Below are 12,456 nucleotides of genomic sequence, written 5' to 3'. Positions count from 1 at the left end.
TTACCGGACATAATCCGGGAAGAATTTGGGAATAAAGTCTGTATCCACATCACCATCCCGATATGCATCATGACTTAATATGTCAAACTGAAAATCTATATTTGTTTCAATTCCTTCAATAATAAGCTCCCCAAGGGCGCTTCTCATCTTGGCAATGGCTTCCGTACGGTCTTTCCCATGGACGATCAGCTTCATCAGCATGGAATCATAATTTGCAGGAACCTTATAATCATTGTAAATGTGGGTATCAATCCGCACACCATTGCCTCCCGGTACGTGAACATTTTTAATCAGTCCAGGACATGGCATAAAGTTTTTTGATGGATTTTCTGCATTAATTCTGCATTCAATGGCATGACCGGAAATTCTAATATCAGGCTGTGAAACACTAAGGGGTTCACCGGCTGCAATGCGGATCTGTTCTTTTATGAGATCCAGTCCGGTTACCATTTCTGTTACCGGATGCTCCACCTGAATTCTTGTATTCATCTCCATAAAGTAAAAATTCTTATCCTTATCCAGCAAAAACTCAATGGTACCTGCATTTACATAGCCTACTGCCTTTGCTGCACGTACTGCAACCTCGCCCATCTGCTGGCGAAGCTCCTCAGAAATTGCAGCTGAAGGGGATTCCTCCAGAACCTTCTGGTGACGCCTTTGAATCGAACAATCCCGTTCTCCCAGATGAATCACATGACCCATCTGGTCTGCAAGTATCTGAAATTCAATATGTCTCGGCTTTTCAATATATTTCTCAATGTACATGGTATCATCGGAAAATCCTTTTATCGATTCCATCTGTGCATTTTTAAAATTGGCTTCAAAGTCTTCCATGCTCCTTGAAATACGCATCCCTTTTCCGCCGCCGCCTGATGATGCCTTGATCATAACCGGAAAACCGATCCGCTCTGCCATTTGTCTGGCTTCTTCTACGTGATGAACGGCTTCCTTTCCGCCTGGCACTACCGGAACACCTGCTTCCATCATGGTTTTTCTGGCTTCCGATTTATTTCCCATTTTATTGATAATTCCGGCATCTGGTCCGATAAAGGTAATGTTGCATTTCTGACAGAGTTCTGCAAACCTTGCGTTCTCAGAAAGAAATCCAAATCCCGGGTGAATAGCGTCTGCCTTCATGGCTACGGTAGCAGTGAGAATCCGTTCCATATTTAAATAGCTCTGTGTGGACGGTGCCGGTCCGATGCAGATGGCTTCATCTGCCAGAAGGGTATGAAGGCTTTCCCGATCCGCTTCCGAGTACACAGCAACCGTTTTAATTCCCATCTCCCTGCATGCTCTTATGATTCTTACCGCAATCTCACCGCGGTTGGCAATTAAAATCTTATCAAACATCGGTCTCCACCTACCCAATCATAAATGTCAGTTCAGCGCTGGCAGCGATTTTACCGTCTACAGTGGCAACCGCTTTCCCAACTCCTACCGGACCCTTTTTTCTAATAATTTCACAGTCCAGTTTAATCTTACTTCCAGGATATACTTTCTGTTTAAATTTAGCCTTGTCAATTGCCCCGAAATAAGCGATTTTTCCCTTATTCTCTTCCATGCTTAATATAGCAACCGCTCCAACCTGAGCCAGCGCTTCAATGATTAAAACACCTGGCATAACCGGTTCCTCCGGAAAATGTCCCCGGAAAAAGGACTCATCATAAGTGACACATTTATATCCGACAGCTTTTTCTCCCGGTACCAGTTCTTCAATGCAGTCTACCAATAAAAACGGATGTCTGTGTGGAATAATCTCCTGAATCTCTTTTATACCTAACATCATACTATCTCCTTATGTTCAAAAGAGAGGTCCGACCCTGGACCTCTCTTAGATTTTACAATCGTCTACCGGATACGGAACAGAGGCTGACCGTATTCCACCACATCTTCATTTCCAACCAGAACGGCTTCTACCACACCATCGTATTCACATTCAATCTCATTCATCAGTTTCATGGCTTCGATGATACCAAGAGTCTGGCCTTTCTTAACCGTATCTCCCGCCTTTACAAACGGTGCGCTGTCCGGTGAAGAAGCGTTGTAAAAGGTTCCTACTAAGGGAGAGGATACTACATTATCAGTAGCAAGCGCTTCCGTCTTAGCCTGATCCATTCCGCTCTCCAGAGCTGTAGCCTTCGTATTGGAAACGGCATAAGAAGGAATCTCCATACTTCTCTGGACATAATCGCCTTCTGCCGCAATCACCATCTGTTTTTCTTTCTTCATGGATAACTTAAAGTCACCCTCTTCCAGCTTAAAACTGGTGAGACCCTGCTGTGAAACGGCCTCCATCAGTCTGATCACATCATTGATTTCCATTATGACTGCCTCCTACTGTTCATACTTCTTTACAAGAATGCTGGCATTATGACCACCAAAGCCCAGGGAATTGCTGATAGCATAAGTCACGTCACAGGAAACGCCCTCACCCTTTGTATAGTTTAGATCACAACCTTCGCCTTCTTCTTCCAGACCGGCAGTGGCATGAATAAATCCATCCTGAATGGATTTCACACAGGCAATGAACTCCACACCGCCTGCCGCGCCAAGAAGATGGCCAATCATGGATTTTGTAGAACTGATTCTTACATTTTTTGCATGATCGCCTAAAGCAGCTTTAATTGCCATAGTTTCAAATAAGTCGTTGTGATGAGTGCTGGTTCCATGAGCATTGACATAATCAAGATCTTCCGCTTTAATGCCGGCATCTTTCATCGCCTCAGTCATGGCTCTCGCAGCACCGCTTCCGTCCTCTGCTGGAGAGGTAATATGGTATGCATCACAGGTAGACCCGTAACCAACTACTTCTCCGTAGATAACGGCATTTCTGGAAAGCGCGTGTTCCAGTTCTTCCAATATCACAACGCCAGCACCCTCACCCATAACAAAGCCGCTTCTGTCCTTATCAAATGGGATGGAAGCACGGAGCGGATCATCTGAAGTAGTAAGTGCAGTAAGAGCCGTAAATCCGGCCACACCGATTGGTGAAATGCTGGCTTCCGCACCTCCTGCCACCATCACATCCACTTCCCCATACTGGATGGATCGGAACGCCTCTCCGATGGAATGGGTTCCCGTAGCACAGGCCGTAACCACATTGATGCACTTACCCTTTAATCCGAACTGAATCCCCACATTTCCTGCTGCCATATTGGATATCATCATGGGTACCAAAAGAGGATTGACTCTGCCCGGACCTTTCTCTAATAACTTTTTATGTTCCCGCTCTAAGGCCTGTAAGCTTCCAATCCCGGAACCTACACTAACGCCCACGCGATAAGGATCTTCCTTTTCCATATCAATACCTGACATTTCAAGAGCTTCCTTTGTAGCTGCAACTGCAAACTGTGCAAAACGTTCCATTCGTTTGGCTGCCTTTGGATCCATATACTCCTTCGGATCAAAATCCTTAACTTCTGCGGCCAGTGTGGCTTTATATTCTGTTGTGTCAAACTGAGTAATAGGCGCGATTCCCACCTTTTTTTCCTTCAGTCCGTTCCAGAAACTTTCTACATCCTTGCCAATAGGAGTTATTGCTCCCATTCCGGTTACTACCACTCTTCTATTCATACCGTTTTTCTCCTTTTTACATAGCCATTCCGCCATCTACACTGATGACCTGACCTGTGATATAACCAGCCGGGTCTGATGCAAGAAATACGGCCGCTGCCGCAATATCTTCCGGCGTTCCAAAACGTTTCATGGGAATCTGATTAAGAGTTGCCTCTTTTACAGAATCAGACAGCACATCTGTCATATCTGTCTGAATGTATCCTGGTGCTATGGCATTTACAGTAATACCTCTGCTGGCAGATTCTCTGGCAAATGATTTTGTCATTCCGATGACTCCTGCTTTTGCCGCACAGTAATTTGCCTGACCTGCATTTCCAAGAATTCCGGATACAGATGAAATGTTGATGATTCTGCCGCCTCTTTGTTTGATCATCTGACGGGAAACATGCTTCATACAGTTAAATACCCCTTTTAAGTTGGTATTGATGACTGCATCAAACTCTTCTTCCGACATTTTCATAAGAAGATTATCTCTTGTAATACCTGCATTATTAATGAGAATATCCAGCTTCCCATATTTCTTAATGACTCCTTCAAGGAAAGCTCCACAAGCTTCATAATCCGATACATTACAGGCAATCGCTTCTGCTTTACCGCCTTTTTCTTCAATCTCTTTTACTACCTGAAGTGCTTTTTCTTCTGATCCATTATAATTGACTATTACAGTAGCTCGTTCCAGTCCCAGCCTGAACGCAATTGCTCTTCCGATTCCTCTGCTGGCACCAGTGACCACCGCTATTTTACCATCTAACATATCCTGTCACCTCCCCTTAAATTTCCTTTAACTTATCTATATCTTCCAGTTTTTCTATATTAAAGACTTTCGCATCTCTCGTTATCTTCTTAATAAATCCAGCCAGTGTTTTTCCTGGTCCTATTTCTACAAATGTATCCACTCCATCTTTTAACATGGCTTCCACACTTTGCTGGAAACGCACGGAAGAAGATACCTGTCGGATCAGTAAAGGCTTAACTTCATCTGCCTCTGTCACATACTGGGCTGTTACATTTGCTACATAGGGAATCACAGGTTTATGAATCTCTATGTTCTCAAGCACGGCACCAAGTTTTTCACCTGCCTGCGTCAGCATGGCTGAGTGGAACGGTCCGCTTACATTTAAGCCAATGACTCTCTTTGCTCCTGCTGCCAGAAGCTTCTCTCCGGCTTCCTCAACAGCTTCTTTCTTACCTGATATAACAATCTGCCCGGGGCAGTTATAATTTGCAATCTGAACTCCGTCGATCTGGCTTAAAACCTCTTCAATTTTAGCCGCATCCAAAGAAAGAACTGCTGCCATTGCTCCCAGACCGGCAGGAACTGCTTCCTGCATAAGAATTCCTCTCTGTCTGACAGTTAAGATTGCATCCCTGTCGCTCATGACTCCTGCTGCTGCAAGTGCGCAATATTCTCCCAGGCTTAAACCAGCCGTCACATCCGGTCTGATTCCTGTTTTTTCTTCCAGAACCCTCATCATGGCGATCCCTGTGGTCACCATGGCTGCCTGTGTATATTCTGTAATATCCAGACGGTCATTCTTCTCAAAGCAGAGTTCCGGCAGTGAAAAATCTAAAAGTCCGGAAGCCATATCAAAAATTTCTTTTCCAGTTGCTGTCTGCTCATAAAAATCCTGGCCCATACCGCAGTACTGTGCGCCCTGGCCTGGGAAAATAAATGCGATCTTGCTCATAGTCATAAACTCCTCTTTAACGGCCAAGAAGTTTCCCGGCCTGCTCCATCATTTCTTCAATCATTTCCTTGCAGGTCTGTTCCTTACTGATCATACCTGCAATCTGTCCGGCCATAACCGTGCCGTTGATAACATCTCCCTCTAAAACCGCCTTGCGAAGGGTTCCAAGGGTTAAATATTCCAATTCTTCAAAGGATTTTCCTTCCTCTTCCAGTCTCACATACTCTCTGGTCATCTGGTTTCTTAACGATCTTACCGGATGGCCGTGTGTGCGTCCTGTTACTGCAGAATCAATATCCTTTGCTTTTATAATTCTCTGTTTGTAATTGTCATGTACAATGGATTCTTTGGATACCACAAATCTGGTTCCAATCTGGACAGCCTCTGCACCAAGCATAAATGCTGCTGCGATTCCTCTGCCGTCACCAATTCCCCCTGCTGCTATCACAGGTATGGAAACTGCATCTGCCACCTGGGGAACCAACGTCATGGTGGTCTGCTCTCCAATATGTCCGCCGGACTCGCACCCTTCCGCTACGACTGCATCCGCACCATAGCGCTCCATTCTCTTTGCAAGTGCTACGGAAGCAACAACCGGAATTACCTTAATTCCTGCTGCTTTCCACATCTCCATATATTTCTCAGGATTACCGGCTCCGGTGGTTACCACCTTAATGCCTTCCTCAACGATTACCTTTGCCACATCATCAGCATGAGGGCTTAAAAGCATGACATTGACACCGATTGGCTTGTTGGTCAGCTTTTTTGCTTTGCGGATTTCCTCACGCACCACTTCACCAGGTGCATTGGCTCCGCCAATCAGTCCAAGGCCACCAGCTTCCGACACGGCTGCTGCAAGATGATGTTCCGCAACCCATGCCATGCCGCCCTGTATGATGGGATATTCAATTCCCAAAAGTTGGGGGATTCTGGTATTCATTACGCTTCCACGCCCTTTGCTTTTAAATAGTCCATAACCTGTGAAACGGTTGTTAATTTCTCTAAATCTTCTGATGGAATCTCAACTGAGTACTCATCTTCAAGAGCCATAACCAGTTCAAATAAATCAAGGGAGTCTGCCCCTAAGTCCTCTTTAAAAGAGGATTCCGGTTTTACGATTGCTGCATCCACATTTAACTGCTCTGCTATAATTTCCTGCATTTTCTCTAACATCTTCTAATCTCCTTTTGCTTCCTCTTAATCATTTTTATATGCTAGTACTTTGATTATCAAAGTATTAGATCTAATTTTTACCACTCCATAAGAGTGGCGCCCCAGGTAAGACCTGCCCCAAATCCGGCAAGTACAATCTTATCTCCCTGCTGCAGCTTCCCGGCTTTGTTTAATTCATCTAACAAGATAGGAATCGATGCTCCCGATGTATTTCCATACCGTTCTAAATTGGTTGGAAACTTCTCCATGGGCACTTTCAGTCTCTTTGCAATCGATTCAAAGATCCGGTAATTGGCCTGATGCAGGATAAAATACTTAATTTCATTTAAATCCGTTCCGCTCTCTGAAAGCACCTCTGAGATTGCTTCCGGAACGGTTTTAACTGCAAACCGGAATACCTCCTGGCCATCCATGGTCATATAGCCTGTTTCCGGTTCCTGACCAGTGAGAAAATTACCAGTGGTCCGTGATACACAGTCCAGTGCACTTCCTCTTGTGCCATCAGCACCCATGGTCATGTAAAGCGTTCCTTTATCCTGGGACCGGACTACCGCTGCTCCCGCACCATCTCCAAAAAGTACGCAGGTTCCTCTGTCTTTCCAGTCAATTAACTTGCTTAACGTATCGGCTCCGATAATCAGACCTGTTTTATAGATACCTGCCTGAAAAAATGCGGAGACTGTATGGAAGCCATAGACAAAACCAGAGCATGCAGCGCTTAAATCAAAAGCAATTGCCCTGTGAGCTCCGATTGCCGCCTGTACTTCACAGGCTCCGCTTGGAAAACAGCGGTCAGGAGACGAAGTAGCCAAAACAATAATGTCCAGTTCATCCGCAGATACACCCGAATCCTTCAGAGCCGCCACAGCTGCCTTTATAGCCAGATCCGTGGTTCCAGACTGGGCATCAGCAATCCGCCGTTCTCTGATACCAGTCCTTGACTGGATCCATTCATCACTGGTATCCACAATCTTAGCCAGATCGTCATTGGTCACCACCCGGTCCGGAACTGCAGACCCTGTTCCAATTATTTTTGTTGTCATATATTTCCCCCATTCATGTTTCTGTTCCATTCTGGTAATTCCCGGATTGAAATGAAATCATGCCTCGTTGGATTGTTTTATATTTCAAATAGTTTGAATCTCAAAATAATATTATTAGAATAAACGCCTGTTGTCAAGATATTTTTTATATTTCCCGGTTTAGCAGATACTGATAAACCTCTCTTTTGCTGATTCCACGGTCTTTCGCAACCATACGCATGGCTTCTTTTTTATCCATTCCCTGGCTTTCATAGCGCTCCATGTGATCTTCCATGGAAAGCTCCTCAAACGCTTTTGTCTGTTCCATACGGATTTCCTCAAAGCTCTTACCTTCCACCACGATGACGCATTCTCCCTTCGGATCCTCATTGCGGTAAGTGCTGAGTGCCTGGGTAAATGTTGTACGAAAAGCAGTCTCATATCGTTTTGTCAGTTCCCGGCAGATGGTAATTCTACGCTCGCCTAATGCTTCATAAAGTTCTTCCAGAGTCTTGACAAGACGGTGGGGCGCCTCATAGAGTATTATGGTTCTTGTCTCATTCTTTAACTCATTTAAAATCCACTGCTTTTCCTTTTTATCGGAAGGAAGAAACGCTTCAAAACAAAATCTCCTTGTTCCCAGACCGGAAAGGGTCAGCGCTGTGATACAGGCGGCAGGTCCCGGTAGTGAAGTCACCTCTACGCCTGCTTCATAACACTGCTTCACCAGTTCCTCACCAGGATCGGAGATTCCCGGTGTTCCCGCATCTGTAATCAGAGCAACCATAACTCCCTGCTTCATCTGCTCCACCAGATAAACTGCCTTTTCTACCTTATTGTACTCGTGGTAGCTGGTCATAGGCGTCTTGATATCAAAATGATTCAGAAGCTTAATGCTGTGACGGGTATCCTCTGCCGCGATTAAATCCGCTTCTTTCAGCGTATTTAAGACCCGCAGGGTAATGTCATCCAGATTACCGATGGGAGTGGCGCACAAATACAATTTACCTTTTTTCTCATTCATTTTCCTTCTCCCGCTAAAATTCCTATTCTTTCATTCCAGATTAAAATCAGTACCCGTAAATGGTATAGATTTCATCCGTATACACACCTGGTTCCTTATACACAATCACCGGTGCCTCCACCTTAATCATGGATCTTCCGCCCCTGACTGCTTCGATAAGAACCATATTTGCCTCCTTATCAGCAAAGGGGTGTACCATCTTCATTCGTTTGGGTTCCATACCCACACTCTTTAATGCTGTTATAATTTCAATCAGTCTGTGGGGTCTGTGAACCAGATAAAACCGTCCGCCTGGACGAAGAAGCCTGGCCGCTTCCCTTGCCACATCCTCTAAGGTACACAATACCTCGTGACGGGATATTGCCTTCGGCAGATCCGGATTCTTAAGACCATGGGCATCATTCATATAAGGAGGATTGGATGTCACCACATCAAAAGAAGCCGCACCAAACAAACGGCTGGCTTCCTTTATATCTCCTCTGACAATGGTTATTTTATCCTCAAGATGATTCAGCGCCACGCTTCTGGCAGCCATATCAGCCACTTCCTCCTGGATCTCAAGCCCTGTATAATGCATTCCCTGATTCTTCGCTTCCAAAAGAAGGGGGATAATACCCGTTCCGGTTCCAAGATCAATTGCCTTTTCCTCTGGCTTTACCTTTGCAAATCCGGAAAGCAGAACGGCATCCATTCCAAAACAGAAGCCGTCCCGGTTTTGTATGATCTGATAACCATTACGCTGCAGGTCATCAATCCGTTCATTGTCTTTCAGTTTAATTGTCATCTAACTTGGATTTACCCTCTTTCCTTTCCAGAGCTTCCAAAGCCTTTAACTCCTCATCCGTCACCTGGGTCTTTTCCCTGCGGCGTCTGGGCTTAAACCTTAACTGTTCCACCTTGTATTCTCTGATTTCCTTTTCATCCTTAATGGTAACCACGACCTTAACTAACTGCCTTAAAACACTGACTGAGTGAACCTCTCCCTTTAAATTGTCATCTGTGGTCACAAAATCCCCCACATTAGGAAGCTTGCTGTTAAGCTCTTCGTAGGTTTCTTCTTCATTCTTCAGGCAGCACATAAGCCTTCCGCACACACCGGAAATCTTGGTTGGATTGAGTGAAAGGTTCTGCTCCTTGGCCATCTTAATCGAAACTGGTATAAACTCAGAAAGATAAGAATGACAGCACAGCGTTCTGCCGCAGATACCAACCCCGCCCACAATCTTAGTCTCATCCCTGACGCCTACCTGGCGCAGTTCAATCCTTGTTTTAAAAACAGAAGCCAGATCCTTAACCAGCTCCCTGAAATCAATTCTTCCATCTGCCGTAAAATAAAACAGCACCTTATTGTTATCAAAGGTATATTCCGCATCAATCAGCTTCATTAAAAGACCGTGCTTTTTAATCTTCTCCTTGCAGATCTTAAATGCTTCCTTTTCCTTCTCATGATTCTTCTTCTCTACTTCATCATCTGCCTTGGTAGCCATACGGATCACTGATTTTAAAGGCTGAACCACCTTCTCATCTTCCACTTCACGGGCTCCAAGTACAACGTAACCATACTCAATACCTCTTGCTGTCTCTACTATTACATGATCCCCAGCCTTTACCTCCAGATTTACAGGATCAAAGTAATAGATTTTTCCTGCATTCCGGAATCTGACGCCAATAACTTTTATCATCAATCAATTCTCCTTCATAACAAGCAGCATAAGCTCCATCGCCAGTTCCATATTTACATTGGCATTTAAACGAATCCTTGCCTTATCTATGGCCTGTAGGATCAGCTCGATTCCCTCATAAGAGCTGGCAGCGCTCATTTCCTTCATTGTATTAAATTCTTCTTTAAAAACAAGAAGATTGATATCCTGTGTTACTTTAAACATTAAAACATCCCGGTACCACAGCTGCATAAAATCCAGGCAGTCAGATAAATCCGGATCCTGTTCCTTCAGCTTCCTGATGTAATTTAAAAGTTCCATAATATCCATCTCTTTTAAATGCTTCAGCATATGGATTAATTCCATATACAGCGCCTGAAATTCTTCTGACGCAGCAAGATGAATGGCACGTCCCAAATTACCCCTGGCAAATGCTCCGTAAACTTCCGCCCTGCTCTCACTAATCCCCATAGATCCTGTCAGATAAGAAGTAACAACAGAATCCTTTAACGGCTTTAATTTTAACTGCACGCACCTGGAGAGGATTGTGGGCAAAAATGCTTCCTGGTTGGTAGTAAGAAGCATAATAACTGCATAAGACGGAGGTTCCTCAATGGTCTTTAAAAGAGCATTCTGCGCCTGAACCGTCATCTTTTCCGCCTCATCAACGATATATATTTTGTAGTAACTGCTGTAAGGCCGTATCATAATCGTATCCTGTATCTGACCTCGGATGTCATCTACACCGATACCTGCTGTTTTTTCATGTGTGACAAAAATAAGATCCGGGTGATTCCCGCTCATAACCTGTTTGCAGGCATGACACTGCATACACGGTTCGCTCATACCTTTTTCACACAGCAAAGTCATGGCAAATGCGTTAGCCAGAGATTTTCTTCCCATTCCCGCTTCTCCAGTGAGAATATACGCATGGGATACATGATTTGATTCAATCGCCTTCTGCAAATGTTCTTTGATTCTCTCATGACCGATAATATCGTGGAAACCTGGCATAGAGACACCTCCCTATCGCTGTTGTATGACCCGTTTTCATAAAAACCAGCCAGTATCATTATAGCATAGAACGTTTTTCACCACAAGAAATAAGTATTGGCAAATGTTATCGTATCCAATTAAAATTTCATTCTTTCATTTCCTTGATTCCATTTAAGAATTTCTCTAAATTTTCTCCGTGGAAACAGTGACCACCATCCCATATATCATGATATATTACTTCCTCTTTCCCATACAAACCATATGCCTTTTTGATCACGTCCAGCTGCTCTAAAACGTTCTCCAGCCCCCTGTATCCATTCAGATGATCAGAACGTGCGGACTGTACCATCAGAGGTCTTGGCGCCAGGAGAGCCCCAATGTCTCCCATATCCACATGTTCCCAAAGATGAGGCACATAATTGCAGCTGCAATTGCCATTCAGCCTTAAAAGAGAATCCGAATATCCATATAAGTATCCGCTGATTATCACAGTTTTAATCCTGTCATCCAAAGCAGATAGCCAGAGTGTCTGCATCCCCCCGCCGGAAAATCCCACGCACCCCACAGATTCCACATCCCATTCTCCCCGCTCCCAGACATAATCAACCAGTCTCATTAAGTCCCAGGTACACATGCCAATTACGGTCATACCAAGGGGTTCTGCCATATGAGCAAGATGAAAACAGGTAGAATTTAAAAATTCATTTTCCTCTTCTCCCTGGAGTGCAGCCTCCCTTCTCTCCCCAAAGCCGCGGCAGTCAGGGCAGAGAACTGCATAGCCAAGCTTTGCCATCATCAGACCATAATCATAATGAAACAGCTCAATTTTATCTGCAACTGCCGGAATTTCCCGCACTCCGGCAACCGAATATTTTCCTGCTCCCTGATGGCCGGGAGGTGCCAGAAAGCATTTTAGCTTTTCTTCCCCCTTTTTGGGCGGAATCAGAACATAGACCGGCATATACACTTCCGGCTCCACCTGAAGAAGAATCTTTTCCCGTACAATGCCGTCTTCAATTACCACCCGTTCCAGACACTGGGGATTTAACGGACAAACTTCCATGTTCTGAAGTCCGATCAGGTTTTTTAACAGCTCTCTTGTTTCCTTCTTCCAATTTTCATAATCTGTTTTTGTTTCCGCACAAAATCTGTTTTTTCTGCCTTTCTCTTTCATTTTCTTTATCAGCTTATCTTCGCAGGTATAAAACCTGGAGATTGGTATTGTTCTTTTCTTATTTTCCATATCTGATCCTTTCAATTATACATATTTAAAGTAAAAAACCGGCACAGAATCCATCCTCTGTGCCGGTCTT

Annotated in this window: 14 protein-coding genes; all 14 read right to left on the bottom strand. The window is 44.4% G+C overall.

Going from position 1 to position 12,456, the window contains the following annotated elements:
* Positions 1–1,353 (bottom strand): acetyl-CoA carboxylase biotin carboxylase subunit, encoded by a 1,353-nt coding sequence (locus BXY41_RS25090; protein WP_104439614.1) that lies wholly within the window; start codon positions 1,351–1,353, stop codon positions 1–3.
* 10 nt (positions 1,354–1,363) lie between these two features.
* Complete coding sequence (gene fabZ, locus BXY41_RS25085) at positions 1,364–1,789, bottom strand: 3-hydroxyacyl-ACP dehydratase FabZ (protein WP_185140397.1); 426 nt, start codon at positions 1,787–1,789, stop codon at positions 1,364–1,366.
* 62 nt (positions 1,790–1,851) lie between these two features.
* Positions 1,852–2,325: an acetyl-CoA carboxylase biotin carboxyl carrier protein gene (gene accB / locus BXY41_RS25080; protein WP_104439612.1), complete on the bottom strand. Its 474-nt coding sequence runs from the start codon at positions 2,323–2,325 to the stop codon at positions 1,852–1,854.
* A gap of 12 nt (positions 2,326–2,337) precedes the next feature.
* Positions 2,338–3,576, bottom strand: coding sequence for a beta-ketoacyl-ACP synthase II (gene fabF, locus BXY41_RS25075; RefSeq protein WP_104439611.1), 1,239 nt, complete (start codon positions 3,574–3,576; stop codon positions 2,338–2,340).
* A 16-nt stretch (positions 3,577–3,592) separates the two neighbouring features.
* A complete protein-coding gene (fabG, locus tag BXY41_RS25070; protein WP_104439610.1) occupies positions 3,593–4,333 on the bottom strand; it encodes a 3-oxoacyl-[acyl-carrier-protein] reductase in 741 nt (246 codons plus the stop codon).
* A 16-nt stretch (positions 4,334–4,349) separates the two neighbouring features.
* Complete coding sequence (fabD, locus tag BXY41_RS25065; protein WP_104439609.1) at positions 4,350–5,267, bottom strand: ACP S-malonyltransferase; 918 nt, start codon at positions 5,265–5,267, stop codon at positions 4,350–4,352.
* A 16-nt stretch (positions 5,268–5,283) separates the two neighbouring features.
* Positions 5,284–6,207, bottom strand: a complete 924-nt coding sequence (gene fabK / locus BXY41_RS25060; RefSeq protein ID WP_104439608.1) for an enoyl-[acyl-carrier-protein] reductase FabK — start codon at positions 6,205–6,207, stop codon at positions 5,284–5,286.
* Positions 6,207–6,440, bottom strand: coding sequence for an acyl carrier protein (acpP, locus tag BXY41_RS25055; RefSeq protein WP_104439607.1), 234 nt, complete (start codon positions 6,438–6,440; stop codon positions 6,207–6,209). Before acpP ends, fabK begins: the two co-directional genes overlap by 1 nt.
* Positions 6,441–6,517: 77 nt before the next feature.
* Complete coding sequence (locus BXY41_RS25050) at positions 6,518–7,483, bottom strand: beta-ketoacyl-ACP synthase III (RefSeq protein WP_104439664.1); 966 nt, start codon at positions 7,481–7,483, stop codon at positions 6,518–6,520.
* A 145-nt stretch (positions 7,484–7,628) separates the two neighbouring features.
* The gene (gene rsmI / locus BXY41_RS25045) at positions 7,629–8,486 is read right to left on the bottom strand and encodes a 16S rRNA (cytidine(1402)-2'-O)-methyltransferase (RefSeq protein WP_104439606.1); all 858 of its coding nucleotides are present in this window, start codon (positions 8,484–8,486) and stop codon (positions 7,629–7,631) included.
* A gap of 46 nt (positions 8,487–8,532) precedes the next feature.
* The gene (locus tag BXY41_RS25040; RefSeq protein ID WP_104439605.1) at positions 8,533–9,270 is read right to left on the bottom strand and encodes a tRNA1(Val) (adenine(37)-N6)-methyltransferase; all 738 of its coding nucleotides are present in this window, start codon (positions 9,268–9,270) and stop codon (positions 8,533–8,535) included.
* Positions 9,260–10,168 (bottom strand): PSP1 domain-containing protein, encoded by a 909-nt coding sequence (locus tag BXY41_RS25035; protein WP_104439604.1) that lies wholly within the window; start codon positions 10,166–10,168, stop codon positions 9,260–9,262. Before BXY41_RS25035 ends, BXY41_RS25040 begins: the two co-directional genes overlap by 11 nt.
* A gap of 3 nt (positions 10,169–10,171) precedes the next feature.
* Positions 10,172–11,161, bottom strand: a complete 990-nt coding sequence (gene holB / locus BXY41_RS25030) for a DNA polymerase III subunit delta' (protein ID WP_104439603.1) — start codon at positions 11,159–11,161, stop codon at positions 10,172–10,174.
* A 127-nt stretch (positions 11,162–11,288) separates the two neighbouring features.
* Positions 11,289–12,386, bottom strand: coding sequence for an alpha/beta hydrolase family protein (locus BXY41_RS25025; protein WP_242980385.1), 1,098 nt, complete (start codon positions 12,384–12,386; stop codon positions 11,289–11,291).
* Between the last annotated feature and the right edge of the window lie 70 nt (positions 12,387–12,456).

It is taken from the genome of Lacrimispora xylanisolvens, from assembly GCF_002934545.1.
Classification (GTDB): domain Bacteria; phylum Bacillota; class Clostridia; order Lachnospirales; family Lachnospiraceae; genus Lacrimispora; species Lacrimispora xylanisolvens.
The sequence above is the reverse complement of the archived record's forward strand: the minus strand, read 5'-3'. Positions and strand labels throughout refer to the sequence as shown.

Bases quoted from the DNA above. Each gene is read 5' to 3' on its own strand.
- BXY41_RS25090 (WP_104439614.1), bottom strand. From the start codon at position 1,353: ATGTTTGATAAGATTTTAATTGCCAACCGCGGTGAGATTGCGGTAAGA.
- fabZ (WP_185140397.1), bottom strand. From the start codon at position 1,789: ATGATGTTAGGTATAAAAGAGATTCAGGAGATTATTCCACACAGACAT.
- accB (WP_104439612.1), bottom strand. From the start codon at position 2,325: ATGGAAATCAATGATGTGATCAGACTGATGGAGGCCGTTTCACAGCAG.
- fabF (WP_104439611.1), bottom strand. From the start codon at position 3,576: ATGAATAGAAGAGTGGTAGTAACCGGAATGGGAGCAATAACTCCTATT.
- fabG (WP_104439610.1), bottom strand. From the start codon at position 4,333: ATGTTAGATGGTAAAATAGCGGTGGTCACTGGTGCCAGCAGAGGAATC.
- fabD (WP_104439609.1), bottom strand. From the start codon at position 5,267: ATGAGCAAGATCGCATTTATTTTCCCAGGCCAGGGCGCACAGTACTGC.
- fabK (WP_104439608.1), bottom strand. From the start codon at position 6,207: ATGAATACCAGAATCCCCCAACTTTTGGGAATTGAATATCCCATCATA.
- acpP (WP_104439607.1), bottom strand. From the start codon at position 6,440: ATGTTAGAGAAAATGCAGGAAATTATAGCAGAGCAGTTAAATGTGGAT.
- BXY41_RS25050 (WP_104439664.1), bottom strand. From the start codon at position 7,483: ATGACAACAAAAATAATTGGAACAGGGTCTGCAGTTCCGGACCGGGTG.
- rsmI (WP_104439606.1), bottom strand. From the start codon at position 8,486: ATGAATGAGAAAAAAGGTAAATTGTATTTGTGCGCCACTCCCATCGGT.
- BXY41_RS25040 (WP_104439605.1), bottom strand. From the start codon at position 9,270: ATGACAATTAAACTGAAAGACAATGAACGGATTGATGACCTGCAGCGT.
- BXY41_RS25035 (WP_104439604.1), bottom strand. From the start codon at position 10,168: ATGATAAAAGTTATTGGCGTCAGATTCCGGAATGCAGGAAAAATCTAT.
- holB (WP_104439603.1), bottom strand. From the start codon at position 11,161: ATGCCAGGTTTCCACGATATTATCGGTCATGAGAGAATCAAAGAACAT.
- BXY41_RS25025 (WP_242980385.1), bottom strand. From the start codon at position 12,386: ATGGAAAATAAGAAAAGAACAATACCAATCTCCAGGTTTTATACCTGC.